Below are 18,889 nucleotides of genomic sequence, written 5' to 3'. Positions count from 1 at the left end.
ATGACTCACCACGCGGTTTCCCTCCGTTTCCGGGTTATCCGGGTTCCGCCGTAGAATCCTAGACGGGGAACTCGCCGTACCAGGAGCGCTGGAGGAGGTGTTTGGGCAGGTAGCCGGACTCGACCTCCAGGCGGAAGTCCGGGTCGACCTGATCGGTGTCGTAGGCCAGGCAGGCCAGGGCGAGCAGGGGCAGGGACACGACTCCTTCGATGTCTCTGGCGCGTTTGGCGTCGGAGGTCTGGTAGGCGCGGAAGAGCTCCAGCCCTTGGGCGAGGGCGTCGTTGAACTTCTCGGTGTCGCGCTCGACCAGGCGTAGGAAGGTGTTCATCGGGGGGAAGACGATCATCTCCATCAGCTCGGGCGAGCCGATGTCCACCCGGTCGGGGGCGGACAGTTCCATCGCGGCCAGGAGTTCCTCGCCCAGTCCCGGGCGGTTGAGGACGAAGGCCTGGAGGGCGGAGATCCAGTGGTAGGTGAAGGGGTTGTACTGGGTTCCCTCGCTTTCCCCGGCCTGGCGTAGGCGGTCGACGGGGATCTCGCACAGTTGGCGGTAGCGCTGCTGGTCGCGGCAGACGACGGCGAGGAAGAAGGCCGTGAGCCAGTTGCTGGCGTTGGTGCAGTAACGCGGCCCGGTGGCCTTGGGGTGTCGAACCTGGTGGTTGACCATCAGTTCGAGTTCGGTGCCCGGAGGGTTGGTGGTCATCGCGAACATGGCGTGGTGCATCTGCATCGCGGTGGTCCAGGCCTCCCAGGTGTCCACTCGGGCCGCCTCGGGGTCCGCCTCGACGCTGAACAGCGTGTCCAGATAGAGCGAGGGCAGGGAGAAGTAGATGGTGCTGGCGTCCTCGGTGTCCAGACGGTTCGACCAGGTTTCGCGGCTGGACCTGTTCTCCTCCCAGAGGTCTTCCTCGGGTTCGCGGTTCAGGTCGTGCCGGGGAATACTGCGGTTCATGAAATCTGCTCTCGGTATCGGTTGTCGAACAGCCTCAGGGAGTTGCCCTCGTACTTCCCGTCCTGCGGGTTACCCTTTGCCTCCACGTAGTGCACCCTGGTCTTGGTGGGATCCGTGTGCATCGCTTCCCGAATTTTACGGGCCAATCTCTTTCCCTTGGTGCCCTGCTTCTCCATTTCCTTCAGGATGTCATCGAAGTACTCCCTGCTGCCCTGGCTCACCCTCTTGGGTGATCCCTGAGAGTCGGTGACGACCCTGTCTCCGAGCTCCGTCTTCAGGCTGCTCTTGGCCTCCACGATGACGTAGCCGCCGCCATCTTCCGGATCGATCTCCCAGATCTGGTCGAACTGGTCGTTTCCGTTGCCGGGGCCCATTCCATCGAGGTTCAGCGGGTTCGGGTTTTCAGGAGTCGACTCCCTCAGGCGGGGAAGGCGGATTTCCCTCTTTTCCTTTTCCAGAACCGGCTGCCTGTTCTCGTCCAGTACCGGCTCGCCGTTCTTGTCACGGACCAGCTCTTGGTACCAGACCTTCTTGGTGCCGTCGAAGTTCTCCCGAACCGCCTGCTGAGCCGCTCCCTCACCGAAGTCCTCCGACGCTGTCGTCGAGTTACGGAAGTAGGGTCGACGGGCCTCGCGTGCCTTCGCGAGCTTCTCGGCGATGGAGGCGGAGGGATTCTCCTTGTGGGCCGCCTTGTACTCCTTGACCTTGTCGTTGAAGGGCTTGAGTTTCTCGATGGCCTTGGCCCGCACGTCCGCGAGCTTGTCGAGGGTCTGCCTGATCACCTCGGGAACCCCGGCCCGGACCCCCGCGGCCGCGTCTCCGAGGTACTTGGGCGGGAGCGCTGGCGGAAGGATCTCTCTCGCGGTCCACTTGTTGTTCTTCCCGTCCCAGACCAGGGAGGGGATGGCCTCTCCGTTGACCACGGAATCGGTCCTGTACCTGTAGCCGCGCTTGTCGTAGAAGGCTTCAAGCACAAGGGAGCGCTTGTTGGTCGGAGGGTCGATGAAGTGCGTGTTGACCGCGTCGACGAAGTTGCGGACGAAGTCCTCGTCGGTGCCCAGGTCCCTACCACGCAGGAGGTCGCGGACCCTCTCCTGTAGCGCGGCCCGCTCCGCGGTGATCGGGCGCCCCGTGTCGGTGCTGCCGTCAGTGCCGTCCGAGTCGCTGTCAGAACCGGAGCCGGTGTCGTCGTCGCGCCGTGTGTCCTGAGCGTCCGGGTCGCCCGAGTCGGGATCCGGCAGCCGACGGCCGTCCTCACCGAAGCCGTCCCCGGGGCCTCCGGGACGGTCCCCGCCACCGTTCGAGGTGGTGGAGGTGTCGATCACGGTGTGCCGGTTGACGGGGCCGACCTCAGCACTATTCCGGCTCTCGGGGACGTCCCCGTGCCGCGGGGTCGTGGTGTCCGCGCGGTTGGTGACCTCCGGTGTGTCACTCCGCATCTGCGGGCCGCCGTTGCCGGTGTCCGCGTCGCGGTGGTCGTCCGGGAAGCGGCGGGAACCGTCGGCGCCGGTGCCGGTGAGGTTGACCCGGTCGAACGACGGCGGGTTCGGGACGTCCTGGCTGCCCTCGAACGTGTCGTTGTTTCCGCCGCCGACGAGGGCGGGCACCCTGCCCGAGTCCGGGCCGCCCGGGGTCTGGCTGGCCTCCCACGCCGGGTAGTCCGAGGCGTGCGCGTTCATGTCGCTGAACACCGCCTCCAGGGACGGGTCCAGGCCCAGCTCCTCCAGGTCGGACCGCCCGGGACGGTTCGGCCGGGGGGCGTCCGTGTCGCCGCCCTGCTCGCCGAGGACCCGGCGGCCGGTGTCGCCCAGCTCGACGGAGTCCGGACGGGAGGTCAGCAGCTCCAGGAGCTCCTGGCTGTCGTCGAGCTGGCGCGTGGTCGGGTGCACGGCGGGGCGGGTGTTGGCGGGGTCGCCCTCCTCGTCGCCGTGGTGGTTCGCGACGCTCTGGGCGTTGGAGCCCTCGGAGCCGTTCCCGTTCCCGTCGCCGCCGGAGCCGTTGCCGGAGCCGCCCGGGCCGTCCCCGCCGCCGAAGAAGCCCCCGCCGGTGAACCTGCTCAGCAGGTTCTGCATCTCCGACAGCCGGGAGGTACTGAAAGCGCCCTCCCGGAGCTGGCCCAGGTCGATCCTCAGGTCGGCCAGGGAGATGTTGCCGAACCGGGGCAGGCTCAGGTTGATCCGGCTCATGTCCGGCACGTCCACGTCGGGGGCGCTCGGCGCCCCGTCCCCGCCCATCCTGTTGAGCATGGCCGAACCGCGCCAGGCCATCAGCGGCACGCCCACGACCGCGCCCACGCCGGTCGCGGTCAGGACGGCGCCGCCCACGGTCGCGCCGATGTTGAGCAGGGCGGTCCCGATGACGTAGCCGGGCCGCTCACCCCACTCCTCCCAGGGCACCACCGCGTGCGCGGCGTCCTTCCAGGCGTTGCCGACGGTGTCCCAGCCCGACCAGCCCCAGCTGTCGTTCTCGGAGTCGTACATGCCCGCCAGCGACGCCAGCGACTGGAGGTTGCCCTCGTGGTACTCCCACATGGCGTCGCCCCAGGACATCTCGAACCAGCCCTCGGAGCTGTACATCCCGGTGATCCCGCCGACGTCCTCGGCGATCCCCACGAAGAAGTCGCCCACAGCGGCCCCCGCGTCGATCCACCAGCCGTGGTCGGTCTCCATGGGACCGCCCCAGGCCGTGGCGACGTCGCCGAGGTAGCCGTCGTAGCCGTGCTCGAACACGCCCGGTGCGGACTCCCCGTCGCCGTCGCCCGCGGTGAAGTCGGTGCGGTAGGGGATCTCGGCGTTGATGGCGTTGGCGCACGCGATCTCGGCGGCCTCGTACTCCCGCCGCAGCGCGTCCGCGCGGTCGAGCAGCGCCTGGTGCTCCTCGACCTTGTCGCTCTCGCGGCCCAGGAGGCTGTTGACGAACCCGTCGGCCTCGCGCCAGTCGTCGTCGCCCTCGATGGAGTTGCGGAAGGTGTAGGCGTCGCTCGTGAGCGTGGTCCACTTGGCCTGGATGTCGCGGACGGCCTCGGCGAAGGTCTCCAGCGCGCTCGCGGCCTTGTCGAAGGAGGTCTCCACCTTGTCGCCGTCGGTCGCGACCGGGTTCACCACCGCGTACAGCGTCTCGGCCTCGGGGGCGAAGTAGCAGGAGGACAGGCCCTCCCAGGCACTCTTGATGTCGCCGCCGATCCCGGCCACGTTGGATCCCTCTCGGCGCAGGTCCCTGGCCTGCCTCTCCAGGGTGGCGGGGCTCGCGGTGGGGACGGGGAAGTTTCGGGGGTCGATCACGCCGCCCGTGGGGACGCACATCTCGGTCACAGGGGTGTCTCCATCTGAGGAACCGGAGGGAGGGTGGGGTCGTCGGGGGTCTCCGGGGTCTGGGGGACCGGGGGAGGGGCGGGGCGGAGCGCGGGGCCTTCCGTGCGGGCGGGGTCCGCCGCGCGGGTCGCGTGGGGGCCCGCTACACGGGCACGTAGGGCCCGTACTGCTGGGGCGGCTCGGGCTCGGGGACCACGCCCGCGTTGGCCTGCGCCTCGGCGGCCATCTCCGTGTTGCCGTTGAAGTAGTGCGTGGTGGCCTCGCTGGCCCCGGTCACGGCACTCACGGTCAGCCCGGCCATGTCGCCCATGAGACCGAAGTTGTGCTCGGCGAACTCGCCCAGCGCGACGCTGACGGGCGCGCTGTTCGCCTCCTCGTTGATGGCCGTGATCAGGCTCTCGGCGGAGGTCATGGCGCCGACGAGGCCGTCGCTGCCGCCCTCCTCGCCGATGTGTCCGGCGACGCTGGTCAGCACGGCGCCCACATCAGCGGGCTGGATGTTCCACTTGGACATCGGGATCCTCTCCTCTCCGGGGCTTCAGGGGGCTTCAGAGGGCTTCAGGAGTCGCTGGGACGGGAGAAGGCGCCCGCGCGGAAGTTCGCGGGCGGCGCCGCGTCCGCGTCCGTGTCCGCGGCACCCTCCCGGTGCTGGACGGCCTGGATCTGCTCGTTGAGCATGCCCAGGGACGTGTTCAGGGTGGCGAGGTCGTCCCGGACCCGGGAGCGCATCCGCGCGGAGGCCATGACGAGTCTGGGGTGGACGCCGCGGGCGGCACCCTCGCCGGCGTCCTCACCCGTGTTCTCGTCGACGAGGGCCTGTTCGTCGCTCGGCTCCACCAGATCGAACTTCATGTACTCCCCCTCTCGGCCGACCGTGTCCGTCCGTTGTGACGTCCGAAGGCCCGCGGTGGTTCGGGAAACCTTGTGCACACCCTATTCTTGCGCGCGGGGAGCGCTCTGCCCAGGGGTTGTCCGCTTCGCGGGTGCATGTCCGCTTCGCACGGGCCCGGGGGGTCGGGGTGCTCGGGCCGCACCCTTAGTCTTGTGCCCATGACCCGCGCCAAACTCGACAAGAAGCCCCAGGACGTCGCGGCGATGTTCGACGGCATCGCCGACAGGTACGACCTCGTCAACGACGTCATCTCGCTGGGCCAGGACCGCATCTGGCGCAAGGCCGCGGTCAACGCGGTCGACGCCTACAGCGGCGAACTCGTCCTGGACCTGGCGGCGGGCACGGGCACCTCCTCGGAGTCCTTCGTCAGGAAGGGCGCCCGCGTGGTGGCCTGCGACTTCTCCCTCGGCATGCTCCGCACCGGCGTGCGGCGGCGCGGGGGGGCCTCCCGGGGCGGCGTGACCTTCGTGGCGGGCGACGCCCTGCACCTGCCCTTCGCCGACGAGACCTTCGACGCGGTCACGATCTCCTTCGGCCTGCGCAACGTCAGCGACGTCGACCAGGCGCTGCGCGAGCTGCGGCGGGTCACCAAGGTCGGCGGGCGGCTGGTCATCTGCGAGTTCAGCCACATCCCGGTCGAGTTCGTGGACCGGCTCTACGCCACCTACCTCATGGGCGCCCTGCCCAAGATCGCGGGCGCGGTGTCCGGCCGCGGCGAGTCCTACGACTACCTGTCCGAGTCGATCTTGGCCTGGCCCAGGCAGCCCGAGCTGGCGAGCCGCCTCCAGGGCGCGGGCTGGTCGCGGGTGGCCTGGCGCAACCTGTCGACGGGGATCGTCGCCCTGCACCGCGGTTTCCGCGACAAGTAGCGGCCCCGCCGCGAGCCCGCCCCCGCGCGCGGCTGGAGCACATCAGGCATAAGGATTCCGTAACCCCGAGGAGCACCCCGCTCCTCGGGGTTTTCGTGTTACCCGTGTGATGCCTGAGGCAGTGCTCACCATGCTGATCTGGGGCTCTGACGGAGAGTGACGCCGTTCGGGGCCTGTGAAGCCTTCTGGGGCCTATGTCCCCTTTGATAGCAGGCCGTCTGAATACCCCCCTGGGACTCGCCTCGGACTCCGGGAGGGTCTAGACTGCCGAAAAGAGGCTTGTGAAGTGCTTCACAAGTCTGGGAGGTATAGGACACATGCCTCTATGTCGGACATAACGGACTCCCCACAGCACCCATACAACTCCCCCGTGAGCGGGTCCATCCCGCAGGCAGGCCCGCCACGGTGCACCCGCGCGAGCAGTCGAGGACCCACCCGTGAGCGAGACAGCCACCTCCTCTCCCCGAGGCCGGGAGCGGACCGAGTACGACGCCGACGTGATCGTGGTCGGCGCAGGTCCCTCCGGCTCCACCACCGCCTACTACCTGGCCCAGGCAGGACTGGACGTCCTGCTCCTGGAGAAGACCTCCTTCCCGAGGGAGAAGGTCTGCGGCGACGGCCTCACCCCCCGGGCGGTGAAGCAGCTCACCGCCATGGGCGTCACCTTCGAGGACGAGGGGTGGATCAGGAACCACGGCCTGCGCATCGTCGGCGCGGGCGTGCGCCTGGAACTGCCCTGGCCCGACCTGGCCACCTACCCGGGTTTCGGCCTCGTGCGCACCCGTTACGACTTCGACCAGATCCTGGTCAACCGCGCGGTGGCCGCCGGGGCCAAGCTCCTGGAGCGCACCACCGTCACCGGCCCCCTCATGGACGAGCGCAGCAACCGCATCGTCGGGGTCCGGGCCAAGGACGCCGACCGCGAGCCCGTCACCTTCCGGGCGCCGCTGGTCGTGGCCGCCGACGGCAACTCCTCCCGACTGTCCGTGGCCATGGGCATCCGCAAGCGCGACGACCGCCCCATGGGCGTGGCCGTGCGCACCTACTTCGAGAGCCCCCGCCACGAGGACGACTACCTGGAGTCCTGGCTGGAGCTGTGGGACCGCAGCGGCGACAAGGACGTCCTCCTGCCCGGCTACGGCTGGGTCTTCGGCGTCGGCGACGGCACCAGCAACGTCGGCCTGGGCATCCTCAACTCCACCGCCTCCTTCCAGGACGTGGACTACCGCAAGCTCCTGCGCCGCTGGACCGACTCCATGCCCGAGGAGTGGGGCTTCACCGAGGAGAACCAGAAGGGCGGCATCCGCGGCGCCGCGCTGCCCATGGGCTTCAACCGGGTGCCGCACTACTCCCGCGGCCTCATGCTCGTCGGCGACGCGGGCGGCATGGTCAACCCCTTCAACGGCGAGGGCATCGCCTACGCCATGGAGGCCGGGAACATCGCCGCCGACGTGATCGTGCAGGCGCACGGCAGGCCCACCCAGCAGACCCGCGAGCGGGCCCTGCTGCGCTACCCGGACGTGCTCGCCGACACCTACGGCGGCTACTACACGCTCGGCCGCTACTTCGTGAAGGTCATCGGCCAGCCCGAGTTCATGAAGTACGCGACCAGGTACGGCCTGCGCCAGCGCACCCTCATGAAGTTCGCGCTGAAGATGCTGGCCAACCTCACCGAGCCCACGCAGGGAGACGCCATGGACAGGGTCATCAACGGTCTGTCCCGCATCGCCCCCGCGGCCTGACGGGCCGGTCCGGGCGCCCGCGCCCGGACCGGGCCCGCCCCGGGGAGGGCCGGAGCCGCCCGAGCGCCGCCAGCCGGGCGCCGCGGCACCGAGACCCCCGGGCACGGGGCACCGGCCCAGCCGGACACACAACCCACCGGGCGGTCGAGCCCGGCTCCACAACAGGACACACGGGACGACCGGAGATGAGCCCGCACAAGTGAAAGCAATCACAAGCGCCCCCGGCACGCCGCGCGGGCGTGCCCAGCAGCCAGGAGGAGGGTGAGCGTGGAGCTGTACACACCGATCTTCGTGCTCGGCGGGATCGGCGCCGCGTTCGTCGTGGTGTCGATGGTCGCCGGTGCGGTCCTGGGGCCCAAGCGCTACAACCGCGCCAAGATGCAGGCCTACGAGTGCGGCATCGAGCCCACGCCCCAGCCCGCGGGCGGCGGCCGCTTCACCGTCAAGTACTACATGACGGCCATGATGTTCATCGTCTTCGACATCGAGATCATCTTCCTCATCCCCTGGGCCGTGCACTTCGACGCCCTGGGCTGGTTCGGACTGGTCGCGATCGTCCTCTTCCTGGTGAACGTCTCCATCGCCTACGCCTACGAGTGGCGCCGCGGAGGCCTCGAATGGGACTGACCGCACCGATCACAGAGCACACCCCGCAGCCCAGCCCGGAGGAGGACCACAGCTGATGGGACTCGAGGAGAAACTGCCCAGCGGCATCATGCTCACGACCGTCGAACAGGTCGTGGGCCTGGCCCGCAAGAGCTCCATGTGGCCCGCCACGTTCGGCCTGGCCTGCTGCGCCATCGAGATGATGTCCGTCGGCGGCCCGCACTACGACCTGGCCCGGTTCGGCATGGAGAAGTTCGGCGCCACCCCGCGCCAGGCCGACCTGATGATCGTCGCCGGGCGCGTGAGCCAGAAGATGGCCCCCGTCCTGCGCCAGATCTACGACCAGATGCCCGAGCCCAAGTGGGTCATCGCGATGGGCGTGTGCGCCTCCAGCGGCGGCATGTTCAACAACTACGCGATCGTCCAGGGCGTGGACCACATCGTCCCCGTCGACATGTACCTGCCCGGCTGCCCGCCGCGGCCGGAGATGCTCCTGGACGCCGTGCTCAAGCTGCACGACAAGGTGCAGAACACCAAGCTCGGCGCCCACCGGGAGCAGGAGATCACCGAGAACGAGGAGCGGATGCTCCGCCGTTCGCTGCCGCTGGTGAGCAAGGACTGACATGAGCACCGAGAACGAACGCGAACGCGACGAGGAAGCGGCGAACCTCCCCGACAAGCTGGGCCGCGAGCGGCTGGCCGCGCCGATCCGGCGCACCGGGATGTTCGGCGCCACGACCACCGGCGACACCTCGGGATTCGGCGGCCTGCGGGTGCGGGGGAGCGCTCCCGCGCGCAGCCAGCGCCCCTTCACCGACCCGGAGGACCCGCGCACCGCCGACTTCGACCGGGTGGCCGACGACCTGGAGGCCGCCCTGGGCGAGGACGCGGGAGCGGTCGAGCGGGTCGAGGTCGCCCGCGGCGAACTGACCTTCCACGTGCGCCGCGAGGCGCTCCCGGGGCTGGCCCGCCTGCTGCGCGACGACCCGGCCCTGCGCTACGAGCTGTGCACGGGCGTGGCCGGGGTGCACTTCCCCGACGACACCGGCCGGGAGCTGCACGCGGTCTACCACTTCCGCTCGATCACCCACAACAGCGAGATCCGTGTCGCCACCACCTGTCCCGACGCCGACCCGCACGTGCCCTCGATCGTGTCGGTCTACCCGACCAACGACTGGCACGAGCGCGAGGCCTGGGACTTCTTCGGGATCGTCTTCGACGGCCACCCGGCGCTGACCCGCATCCAGATGCCCGACGACTGGCACGGCCACCCCCAGCGCAAGGACTACCCGCTGGGCGGCATCCCGGTCGAGTACCGGGGGGCCACCGTGCCCCCGCCGGACGAGCGGAGGTCCTACAAGTGAGCCCCGCCAACCCCACGCACTCCGCCACGAAGGGAGGCCCGGCATGACCGTCACCGAGGACTACATCGACGCCTCCGGCGGGGACTGGGACGACGTCATCGAGAAGGCGCAGGCCACCAGCGCCGAACGCCTCGTCGTCAACATGGGTCCCCAGCACCCCTCCACGCACGGCGTGCTCCGGCTCATCCTCACCCTCGACGGCGAGACCTGCACCGAGGCGCGCGTCGGTATCGGCTACCTGCACACCGGTATCGAGAAGAACATGGAGTACCGGACGTGGACGCAGGGCACCACGTTCGTGACCCGCATGGACTACCTGACGCCGCTGTTCAACGAGACGGCGTACTGCCTGGCGGTCGAGAAGCTGCTCGGCATCCAGGACCGCGTCCCCGAGCGGGCCAACGTCATCCGCGTGATGATGATGGAGCTCAACCGGATGGCCTCGCACTTCGTGGCGATGGCGACCTTCGGCATGGAGCTGGGCGCGACCACGGTCATGACCAACGGCTTCCGTGAGCGCGAGATGATCCTGGACATCTTCGAGCTGGTCACCGGCCTGAGGATGAACCACGCCTACGTCCGCCCCGGCGGCGTGGCCCAGGACCTGCCGCCCGGCGCGGTCGGCAAGGTCCGCGAGCTGCTCAAGGAGATGCCCAAGCGCATCAACGTCATGCGCAAGCTCCTGGACGAGAACCCCGTCTACCTCGCCCGCACCCAGGACGTGGCCCACCTCAACCTGCCCGGCTGCATGGCGCTCGGCGTCACCGGACCGCTGCTGCGGGCCTCCGGGCTGGCCTGGGACCTGCGCAAGGCCAAGCCCTACTGCGGCTACGAGGACTACGAGTTCGACGTCCCGGTCTCCGACGGCGGCGACGTCTACGCCCGCTACCGGGTGCGCATGGCCGAGATGGACGAGAGCCTGAAGATCATCGAGCAGTGCCTGGACAAGCTCCAGCCCGGCCCGGTGATGATCCAGGACGCCAAGATCGGCTGGCCCGCCAAGCTGGCGCTGGGGCCCGACGGCCTGGGCAACTCGCCCGACCACATCGCGCACATCATGAGCGGCTCCATGGAGGCGCTCATCCACCACTTCAAGCTGGTCACCGAGGGCTTCCGGGTCCCCGCGGGCCAGGTCTACGCGGCCGTCGAGAGCGCCAAGGGCGAACTCGGCTGCTACGCGGTCAGCGACGGGAGCACCCGTCCCCACCGCGTGCACTTCCGCGACCCCTCGTTCACCCACCTCCAGGCCGTCGCGGCCATGTGCGAGGGGGGAACGGTGGCGGACGTCATCGCCGCCGTGGCCAGTATCGACCCGGTGATGGGAGGAGTGGACCGGTGAGCGAGCACGAGACCACAGAGACAACGGGGACGGCCGAGCCGCGCGAGGCGTTCCCCGCCGAGGTCACCGCACGGCTGGAGCCGGACGCCAAGGAGATCATCGGCCGCTACCCGCGCCCGCGGTCGGCGCTGCTGCCGCTGCTGCACCTGGTGCAGGCCGAGGAGGGGCACGTCAGCAAGGCCGGGATGCGCTTCTGCGCCGACCAGCTCGGCATCACCCTCGCCGAGGTCAACGCGGTCGCCACGTTCTACACCATGTACCGCCGCCGCCCCGGCGGCGACTACCAGGTGGGCGTGTGCACCAACACCCTGTGCGCGGTGATGGGCGGCGACGAGATCTTCCAGAGCCTCAAGGACCACCTGGGGGTCGGCAACAACGAGACCACCGAGGACGGCAGGGTCACGCTGGAGCACGTCGAGTGCAACGCGGCCTGCGACTTCGCACCGGTCGTGATGGTCAACTGGGAGTTCTTCGACAACCAGACCCCCGACACGGCCAGACAGCTCGTGGACGACCTGCGCCTGGGCAGGGACGTCGCGCCCACGCGCGGTCCCGCCAGCCTGTGCACCTGGAAGCAGGCCTCCCGGGTGCTGGCCGGGTTCGACGACGGCCGCGCGGGCGAGGGCGTCCAGGCCGCCGCGCCCTCCCTGGCCGGACTCAGGCTGGCCCGGGAGCGCGGCTGGACCGCCCCCGACCCCGACAACCTCCCGCCCAAACCTTCCGACCAGGGTGAGGAGGACGCCAAGTGACCACCCTGACCCCGATCCTGTCGCGCGACTGGGACCGCCCCGACTCCTTCACCCTGGAGGGCTACCGGGCCACCGGCGGCTACGGCGCGCTGCGCAAGGCGCTGGCCATGGAGCCCGACGCCATCGTGGACCTGGTCAAGAAGTCCGGCCTGCGCGGCCGCGGCGGCGCCGGGTTCCCCACGGGGATGAAGTGGGGCTTCCTGCCCGCGGACAACCCCAACCCGCGCTACCTCGTCGTCAACGCCGACGAGTCCGAGCCGGGCACCTGCAAGGACATCCCGCTCATGCTCGCCAACCCGCACGCGCTGGTGGAGGGGGTGGCGATCGCGGCGTACGCGATCAGGGCCAGCCAGGCCTTCATCTACGTGCGCGGCGAGGTCGTGCACGTCATCCGGCGCCTGCGCCGGGCCGTCGCCGAGGCCTACGAGGCCGGGCTGCTCGGCAGGGACGTCCTGGGTACCGGCTTCGACCTCGACGTCGTCGTCCACGCCGGGGCGGGCGCCTACATCTGCGGCGAGGAGACCGCGCTGCTGGACTCCCTGGAGGGCTACCGGGGCCAGCCCCGGCTCAAGCCGCCCTTCCCCGCGGTCGCCGGTCTCTACGCCTCGCCGACCGTGGTCAACAACGTCGAGTCCATCGCCAGCGTGCCGAGCATCGTGGCCAACGGCGCCGACTGGTTCACGTCCATGGGCACCGAGAAGTCCGCCGGGTTCGGCTTCTTCTCCCTGTCCGGGCACGTGGCCAACCCCGGCCAGTACGAGGCCCCGCTGGGCGTGACCCTGCGCGAGCTGCTCGACATGTCGGGCGGGATGCGGCCCGGGCACCAGCTCAAGTTCTGGACGCCCGGCGGCTCCTCCACGCCGATCTTCACCGAGGAGCACCTGGACACCCCGCTCGACTTCGAGTCGGTGAGTGCCGCCGGGTCCATGCTCGGCACCCGCGCCCTCCAGATCTTCGACGAGACCACCTGTGTGGTGAAGGCCGTCGGCCGCTGGATCGCCTTCTACGCCCACGAGTCCTGCGGCAAGTGCACGCCCTGCCGCGAGGGCAACTTCTGGATGGTCCAGGTCCTGGACCGGCTGGAGAACGGGCAGGGCACCGAGGCCGACCTCGACAAGCTCCTGGACATCTGCGACAACCTGCTCGGCCGCTCCTTCTGCGCCCTCGGCGACGGCGCGACCAGCCCAGTCACCTCCTCGATCAAGCACTTCCGCCAGGAGTACATCGACCACGTGGAGCGGGGCGGCTGCCCCTTCGACCACTCCCGGGCCACCCTCTGGGGCGACCGGCCGACCACGACGGGAGGACACCAGTGACCGTCACCTCCAACTCCTCCGGCGGCGCCGCGCCCGCGCCGCCGCCCGAGGACCTCGTCACCGTCACCATCGACGGGTTCCAGGTCCAGGTGCCCAAGGGGACCCTCCTGATCCGGGCCGCCGAACTCCTGGGCATCCAGATCCCGAGGTTCTGCGACCATCCGCTGCTGGACCCGGTCGGGGCCTGCCGCCAGTGCCTGGTCGAGATCCCCGACATGGGCAACGGGCGCGGCATGCCCAAGCCGCAGGCCTCCTGCACCATCACCGTCATGGAGGGGATGGTGGTCAACACCCACCTGACCTCCCCGGTGGCGGAGAAGGCCCAGCGCGGGATCATGGAGTTCCTGCTCATCAACCACCCGCTGGACTGCCCGGTCTGCGACAAGGGCGGCGAGTGCCCCCTCCAGAACCAGGCCATGTCCACCGGGCGGGGCGAGACCCGCTTCACCGACGTCAAGCGGACCTTCCCCAAGCCGATCGCGCTGTCCACCGGGGTGCTGCTGGACCGGGAGCGCTGCGTGCAGTGCGCCCGCTGCACCCGCTTCGCCGCGCAGGTCGCGGGCGACCCGCTCATCGAGCTGATGGAGCGCGGCGCCGACGAGCAGGTCGGCATCGCCGAGGGCGAGCCCTTCCAGTCCTACTTCTCCGGCAACACCGTGCAGATCTGCCCGGTCGGCGCGCTCACCGGCTCCGCCTACCGGTTCCGGTCGCGCCCCTTCGACCTGGTGTCCACGCCCAGCGTGTGTGAGCACTGCGCCGACGGGTGCGCCCAGCGCACCGACCACCGGCGCGGCAAGGTCATGCGCCGCCTGGCCGGGGACGACCCGCAGGTCAACGAGGAGTGGAACTGCGACAAGGGCCGGTGGGCGTTCAGCTACACCACCCAGTCCGACCGCCTGTCCCGCCCGCTCGTGCGCGACGAGGAGTCCCGGGCCCTGGAGTTCGCCTCCTGGTCCGAGGCCATCGGCCTCGCCGCCCAGGGGCTGGCCGCCGCGCGCGGCCGGGTCGGCGTCCTGACCGGGGGCCGCCTCACCTACGAGGACGCCTACGCCTACGCCAAGTTCGCCCGCGTGGCCCTGCGCACCAACGACGTGGACGCACGGGCCCGCGCGCACTCGCCCGAGGAGGCCGACTTCCTGGCCGCCCACGTGGCCGGGACCCCGGTCGGCGTGGACTTCACCGCCCTGGAGAAGGCGCCCGCGGTCCTGCTGGCCGGGTTCGAGCCCGAGGACGAGTCGCCCCTGGTCTTCCTGCGGCTGCGCAAGGGCGTGCGCAAGCGCGGCCTCAAGGTCTACTCGGTCGGCTCCCACGCCAGCCTGGGCCTGACCAAGACCCGGGGGACCCTGGTCAGGGCCGTGCCCGGAGACGAGGCCCGCGTCCTCAACGCCCTGGACACCGACGACCCCGGCGTCGTGGCCGCCCTGAACGAGGAGGGCGCGGTCATCCTGGCGGGCGAGCGCCTGGCCGCCGTGCCCGGCGCCCTGACCGCCGCCGCGGCCCTGGCCGAGCGGACCGGCGCCCGCCTGGTGTGGGTGCCGCGCCGCGCCGGGGAGCGCGGGGCCGTCGACGCCGGAGCGCTGCCGGGCCTGCTGCCCGGAGGCCGACCGGTCACCGACCCCTCCGCCCGCGCCGAGGTCGCCCGGGTCTGGAACACGGGCTCCCTGCCCGAGGCCCCCGGACGCGACACCGCCGCCATCCTGGCGGCGGCCGCCGCCGGGGAGCTGGACGCCCTGGTGATCGCCGGGGTGGAGCTGGACGACCTGCCCGACCCCGACGCCGCCCGCGCGGCCCTGGCCCGGGTGCCGTTCGTCGTCAGCCTCGAACTGCGCGCCAGCGACGTCACCGACCGCGCCGACGTGGTGCTGCCGGTGGCCGCCGTCGCCGAGAAGTCCGGCACCTTCGTCAACTGGGAGGGCCGCCACCGGCCCTTCGGCGACGCGCTCAGGGTGCCCGGCGCGCTGTCCGACCTGCGGGTGCTCTCCGCGATCGCCGACCAGATGGACGTGCACCTGGGCCTGCCCGACGCCGCGTCCGCCTACGGCGAGCTGATGGAGCTGGGCCTGTGGACCGGCGAGCGCGCGGACGGGCCGCGGGTGCGGCCCGCCGAGGTCGTGCGGCCCGAGCCCGGCCAGGCCCTGCTGTCCACCTGGCGCCAGCTGCTCGGCACCGGCCGCATGGAGGACGGCGAGCCCTACCTCGCCGGGACCGCCCGGCAGGCGCGCGCCTACCTGTCCCAGGCCACGGCCGACGAGGTCGGCGTCCCCGACGGCGGGACGCTCCACGTCACCGGTGCCCGCGGCTCGGTCTCCGTGCCGGTCATCGTCACCGACATCGCCGACCGGGTCGTCTGGCTCCCGGCCAACGCCGACGGGTGCGACGTGCCCCGCGACCTGGGAGGCGGCGCGGGGCAGACCGTCCTGCTGGCCGCGCCCACCACCAACGGGACCGCCAGCAACGGGTCCGCCAGCACCAACGGGAGGCAGCAGTGACCCCCGCCGCTCTCGATCCGCGGGTGACCGCCCACCTGGCCTCCGAGGAGGCACTGAGCGCCTTCGGCGGCGACCCCTGGTGGATCACCACCATCAAGGCGCTGGCGATCTTCGTCTTCCTCATGCTCTGCGTGCTGATGATGATCATGGCCGACCGCAAGGTCATGGGCCGGATGCAGCAGCGCCACGGACCCAACCGGATGGGCCCCTTCGGCCTGCTCCAGTCGCTCTTCGACGGCATCAAGCTCTCCCTCAAGGAGGACCTGATCCCGCGCGGGGTGGACCGGTTCGTCTACATCGCCGCGCCGGTGATCGCGGCCGTGCCCGCCTTCATCGCCTTCTCGGTCATCCCGATCGGACCCGAGGTGAACCTGTTCGGGGTCATCACCCCGCTCCAGCTCACCGACCTGCCCGTCGCGGCCCTGGTGGTCCTGGCCACCGCCGCGCTGGGCGTCTACGGGTTCGTGCTCGGCGGCTGGGCCTCCCAGTCGCCCTACGCCCTGCTCGGCGGCCTGCGCGCCTCCGCGCAGGTGATCAGCTACGAGATCGCGATGGGCCTGTCCTTCGTCGCGGTCTTCATCATGTCCGGGACCCTGACCACCTCGGGGATCGTCGAGTCCCAGCGCGGGCTGTGGTTCGCCGTGCTGCTCCTGCCGTCCTTCCTCATCTACCTGGTGACGATGGTCGGCGAGACCAACCGGCTGCCCTTCGACCTGGCCGAGGGCGAGGGCGAGATCGTCGGCGGCTTCATGACCGAGTACGGGTCCATGAAGTTCACGATGTTCTTCCTCGCGGAGTACGTGAACATGTGCACGGTCGCCGCCGTGTCCGTCACGCTCTTCCTCGGCGGCTGGCTCGCCCCGCCCGGGATCACGGCGTTCCTGCCGGGCGCCAACGAGGGCTGGTGGCCCGCCCTGTGGTGGCTGCTCAAGTTCGCCTGCGTGATGTTCCTGTTCATCTGGGCGCGCGGCAGCCTGCCCCGGGTGCGCTACGACCAGCTCATGAAGCTGGGCTGGAAGGTGCTCATCCCGATCCAGCTGGTGTGGATCACCGCCGTCGCCGTCGTGCGGATGCTCGTCCTGGACGGCGCCTCCCCGGTGGTCATCGGCGCGGTGGTCGCCGCCTTCACCGCCGCGACCGTGGCCGCCTTCGCCGCCTGGCTGCGCCACGCGCGCCGCGAGCGCGCCGAGGAGGCCCGCCAGCGCGCCGAGAACGCCCGACGGGCGCACCGGGACCCCGCCTTCGGCGGCTTCCCGGTTCCGCCGAGCGCCGCCCCGCACTACGGCAGCAGCATGCTCGCCGAACCGCCGCGGACGGCCCCGGCCGCCGCCGACCGCAACAAGAAGGGTGAGGAGGTTACCGGTGCTTGAGTGGCTCAACCCCGTCAAGGGTTTCGGTGTCACCTTCCACACGATGTTCAAGAAGGTGCCGACCGTCGAGTACCCGGAGGTCAAGCGCCCCACGGCGCCGCGCTTCCACGGACGGCACCAGCTGAACAGGTGGGCCGACGGCCTGGAGAAGTGCATCGGGTGCGAACTGTGCGCCTGGGCCTGTCCGGCCGACGCCATCTACGTGGAGGCCGGTGACAACACCGACGACGACAGGTACTCGCCCGGCGAGCGCTACGGCCGGGTCTACCAGATCAACTACCTGCGGTGCATCCTGTGCGGGCTGTGCGTGGAGGCCTGCCCCACGCGCGCCCTGACGATGACCAACGAGTACGAACTGGCCGACGACAGCAGGCAGAGCCTGATCTGGACCAAGGAGCAGCTGCTGGCCCCGCTGCGCGAGGGGATGGAGCAGCCGCCTCACCCCATGCGCCTGGGCGAGACCGAGCAGGACTACTACGCCACCGGGCGCGGCCAGCACGGCTCACAGGACGGGCACGAGGCGCCCGAGACTCCGGAGGCGGTCCGTTGAACCCGCTCACCAGCGTCCCCGCCGCCCCGCCGTCCGACCAGCCGCTGTACCTGGCCGCGCCGATCGGCGGCGGCGAGGCGACCGCGTTCTGGATCCTGGGCGCCGTGGTCCTCCTCGGCGCCCTGGGCGTGGTCTTCTCCCGCAAGGCCGTGCACTCGGCGATGTCCATGGCGCTGACCATGCTCGGCCTGGCCGTGTTCTACGGCATCAACGCGGCGCCCTTCCTCATGGTCGTGCAGATCGTCGTCTACACCGGCGCCGTCCTCATGCTGTTCCTGTTCGTGCTGATGCTCATCGGCGTCAGCTCGGCCGACTCCCTGGTGGAGACCATCAGCGGACAGCGCGTCATGACGGCCGTCGTCGCCCTGGCCTTCGTCGGCGCCCTGGCCACCGGCATCACCCGCATCGCCGTGGGCGACCCGGTCGGCCTCACCGAGGGAGCCGCGGCTGCCGGGGGCACCATCCCGTGGATCGCGGGCGAGCTGCTGCTGCGCTACGTGATCGCCTTCGAGGCCACCGGCGCGCTGCTCATCACCGCGGTCCTGGGCGCGATGGTCCTGGCGCACACCGCCCGGACCAGGAAGCGCCGCACACAGCGGGAGATCGCCGAGGACCGCATCCGCGGCGACCACCCGACACCGCTGCCGGGACCGGGCACCTACGCCCGGCACAACGCGATCGACATGCCCGCGCTGCTGCCGGACGGCTCGGTCTCCCAGCTCTCGCTCAACCCCGTCCTGACCGCGCGCGACCCCGAGTACCAGTCCAGGGTGCCCGAGACCGTGCGCACCGGCCAGGCGGCGCTGCCCGGCGGGGCCTCGGCCTCGGCCGGTTCCAAGACGGCCGAGCCGGCCGCCGACGACCGGGCCCGGCCCGCCGCGGAGGCGCCCGGGGGCCAGGTGGAGACCGGCACGCGGGTCGAGGGCGACGCCGACGAGGGCGACGGCCCCGGCGAGGCCGGGGGCTCCGGCGGTCCCGACGACGCGGACGGACCGCGCAACGGCAACGGCAACGGACAGGAGGTCGAGTCCTCGTGGACCCGATGAACTACATCGTCCTCGCGGCGCTGCTGTTCACCATCGGCGCCGTCGGCGTCCTGGTCCGGCGCAACGCGATCATCGTCTTCATGTGCGTGGAGCTGATGCTCAACGCCTGCAACCTGGCGTTCGTCGCGTTCGCCCGGATGCACGGGGACATCGAGGGGCAGGTCATCGCCTTCTTCGTGATGGTCGTCGCCGCCGCGGAGGTGGTCGTGGGCCTCGCGATCATCATGCAGATCTTCCGAACCCGCAGGTCGGCGTCGTTGGATGACGCCAACCTGCTCAAGCACTAGAAGGCGA

The 18,889-nt window shown here is 70.6% G+C and carries 17 protein-coding genes; 13 read left to right on the top strand and 4 right to left on the bottom strand.

Annotated elements, in window-relative coordinates; translation table 11 throughout:
- Positions 1 to 58 precede the first annotated feature (58 nt).
- The 4 genes from ACSIH6_RS18220 to ACSIH6_RS18205 form a co-directional block, all read right to left on the bottom strand.
- On the bottom strand, positions 59 to 952 hold the full coding sequence (locus ACSIH6_RS18220; protein WP_435109501.1) for an immunity 49 family protein: 894 nt from the start codon (positions 950 to 952) through the stop codon (positions 59 to 61).
- On the bottom strand, positions 949 to 4,254 hold the full coding sequence (locus ACSIH6_RS18215; RefSeq protein WP_435109513.1) for a hypothetical protein: 3,306 nt from the start codon (positions 4,252 to 4,254) through the stop codon (positions 949 to 951). The genes ACSIH6_RS18220 and ACSIH6_RS18215 overlap by 4 nt, the downstream gene beginning before the upstream one ends.
- Before the next feature lie 151 nt (positions 4,255 to 4,405).
- A complete protein-coding gene (locus tag ACSIH6_RS18210) occupies positions 4,406 to 4,777 on the bottom strand; it encodes a DUF6507 family protein (protein WP_435109500.1) in 372 nt (123 codons plus the stop codon).
- Positions 4,778 to 4,821: 44 nt separating this feature from the next.
- Positions 4,822 to 5,115 carry a hypothetical protein gene (locus tag ACSIH6_RS18205; RefSeq protein WP_435109499.1) on the bottom strand — a complete coding sequence of 98 codons (294 nt, stop codon included), beginning with the start codon at positions 5,113 to 5,115 and terminating at the stop codon, positions 4,822 to 4,824.
- A gap of 198 nt (positions 5,116 to 5,313) precedes the next feature.
- Between ACSIH6_RS18205 and ACSIH6_RS18200 the strand changes: the two genes are divergently transcribed.
- The 13 genes from ACSIH6_RS18200 to nuoK all read left to right on the top strand — a co-directional run bounded on the left by ACSIH6_RS18200 (position 5,314) and on the right by nuoK (position 18,882).
- On the top strand, positions 5,314 to 6,024 hold the full coding sequence (locus ACSIH6_RS18200; protein ID WP_435109498.1) for a demethylmenaquinone methyltransferase: 711 nt from the start codon (positions 5,314 to 5,316) through the stop codon (positions 6,022 to 6,024).
- Positions 6,025 to 6,461: 437 nt separating this feature from the next.
- Entirely contained in the window at positions 6,462 to 7,766 is a 1,305-nt protein-coding gene (locus ACSIH6_RS18195) for a geranylgeranyl reductase family protein (RefSeq protein WP_435109497.1), read from the top strand.
- Positions 7,767 to 8,033: 267 nt separating this feature from the next.
- On the top strand, positions 8,034 to 8,393 hold the full coding sequence (locus tag ACSIH6_RS18190) for an NADH-quinone oxidoreductase subunit A (RefSeq protein ID WP_026114451.1): 360 nt from the start codon (positions 8,034 to 8,036) through the stop codon (positions 8,391 to 8,393).
- 55 nt (positions 8,394 to 8,448) lie between these two features.
- Positions 8,449 to 8,994 (top strand): NuoB/complex I 20 kDa subunit family protein, encoded by a 546-nt coding sequence (locus ACSIH6_RS18185; protein WP_017562992.1) that lies wholly within the window; start codon positions 8,449 to 8,451, stop codon positions 8,992 to 8,994.
- 1 nt (position 8,995) lies between these two features.
- The gene (locus tag ACSIH6_RS18180; protein ID WP_435109496.1) at positions 8,996 to 9,736 is read left to right on the top strand and encodes an NADH-quinone oxidoreductase subunit C; all 741 of its coding nucleotides are present in this window, start codon (positions 8,996 to 8,998) and stop codon (positions 9,734 to 9,736) included.
- Between the two features lie 43 nt (positions 9,737 to 9,779).
- Positions 9,780 to 11,075, top strand: coding sequence for an NADH-quinone oxidoreductase subunit D (locus ACSIH6_RS18175; RefSeq protein WP_435109495.1), 1,296 nt, complete (start codon positions 9,780 to 9,782; stop codon positions 11,073 to 11,075).
- A complete protein-coding gene (nuoE, locus tag ACSIH6_RS18170) occupies positions 11,072 to 11,824 on the top strand; it encodes an NADH-quinone oxidoreductase subunit NuoE (protein WP_435109494.1) in 753 nt (250 codons plus the stop codon). The genes ACSIH6_RS18175 and nuoE overlap by 4 nt, the downstream gene beginning before the upstream one ends.
- On the top strand, positions 11,821 to 13,140 hold the full coding sequence (nuoF, locus tag ACSIH6_RS18165) for an NADH-quinone oxidoreductase subunit NuoF (RefSeq protein WP_435109493.1): 1,320 nt from the start codon (positions 11,821 to 11,823) through the stop codon (positions 13,138 to 13,140). The genes nuoE and nuoF overlap by 4 nt, the downstream gene beginning before the upstream one ends.
- On the top strand, positions 13,137 to 15,629 hold the full coding sequence (locus ACSIH6_RS18160; RefSeq protein ID WP_435109492.1) for an NADH-quinone oxidoreductase subunit G: 2,493 nt from the start codon (positions 13,137 to 13,139) through the stop codon (positions 15,627 to 15,629). The genes nuoF and ACSIH6_RS18160 overlap by 4 nt, the downstream gene beginning before the upstream one ends.
- Entirely contained in the window at positions 15,626 to 16,999 is a 1,374-nt protein-coding gene (gene nuoH / locus ACSIH6_RS18155) for an NADH-quinone oxidoreductase subunit NuoH (RefSeq protein ID WP_435109491.1), read from the top strand. The genes ACSIH6_RS18160 and nuoH overlap by 4 nt, the downstream gene beginning before the upstream one ends.
- Positions 16,992 to 17,549, top strand: coding sequence for an NADH-quinone oxidoreductase subunit NuoI (nuoI, locus tag ACSIH6_RS18150; RefSeq protein WP_013156049.1), 558 nt, complete (start codon positions 16,992 to 16,994; stop codon positions 17,547 to 17,549). The genes nuoH and nuoI overlap by 8 nt, the downstream gene beginning before the upstream one ends.
- Positions 17,546 to 18,595 carry an NADH-quinone oxidoreductase subunit J gene (locus tag ACSIH6_RS18145; protein WP_435109490.1) on the top strand — a complete coding sequence of 350 codons (1,050 nt, stop codon included), beginning with the start codon at positions 17,546 to 17,548 and terminating at the stop codon, positions 18,593 to 18,595. Before nuoI ends, ACSIH6_RS18145 begins: the two co-directional genes overlap by 4 nt.
- The gene (nuoK, locus tag ACSIH6_RS18140) at positions 18,583 to 18,882 is read left to right on the top strand and encodes an NADH-quinone oxidoreductase subunit NuoK (RefSeq protein ID WP_013156051.1); all 300 of its coding nucleotides are present in this window, start codon (positions 18,583 to 18,585) and stop codon (positions 18,880 to 18,882) included. The genes ACSIH6_RS18145 and nuoK overlap by 13 nt, the downstream gene beginning before the upstream one ends.
- Positions 18,883 to 18,889: the final 7 nt, after the last annotated feature.

It is taken from the genome of Nocardiopsis synnemataformans (assembly GCF_965343085.1).
GTDB lineage: Bacteria > Actinomycetota > Actinomycetes > Streptosporangiales > Streptosporangiaceae > Nocardiopsis > Nocardiopsis alborubida.
The sequence above is the reverse complement of the archived record's forward strand: the minus strand, read 5'-3'. Positions and strand labels throughout refer to the sequence as shown.

Bases quoted from the DNA above. Each gene is read 5' to 3' on its own strand.
- ACSIH6_RS18205 (WP_435109499.1), bottom strand. From the start codon at position 5,115: ATGAAGTTCGATCTGGTGGAGCCGAGCGACGAACAGGCCCTCGTCGAC.
- ACSIH6_RS18210 (WP_435109500.1), bottom strand. From the start codon at position 4,777: ATGTCCAAGTGGAACATCCAGCCCGCTGATGTGGGCGCCGTGCTGACC.
- ACSIH6_RS18175 (WP_435109495.1), top strand. From the start codon at position 9,780: ATGACCGTCACCGAGGACTACATCGACGCCTCCGGCGGGGACTGGGAC.
- ACSIH6_RS18185 (WP_017562992.1), top strand. From the start codon at position 8,449: ATGGGACTCGAGGAGAAACTGCCCAGCGGCATCATGCTCACGACCGTC.
- ACSIH6_RS18215 (WP_435109513.1), bottom strand. From the start codon at position 4,254: ATGTGCGTCCCCACGGGCGGCGTGATCGACCCCCGAAACTTCCCCGTC.
- ACSIH6_RS18200 (WP_435109498.1), top strand. From the start codon at position 5,314: ATGACCCGCGCCAAACTCGACAAGAAGCCCCAGGACGTCGCGGCGATG.
- ACSIH6_RS18220 (WP_435109501.1), bottom strand. From the start codon at position 952: ATGAACCGCAGTATTCCCCGGCACGACCTGAACCGCGAACCCGAGGAA.
- ACSIH6_RS18180 (WP_435109496.1), top strand. From the start codon at position 8,996: ATGAGCACCGAGAACGAACGCGAACGCGACGAGGAAGCGGCGAACCTC.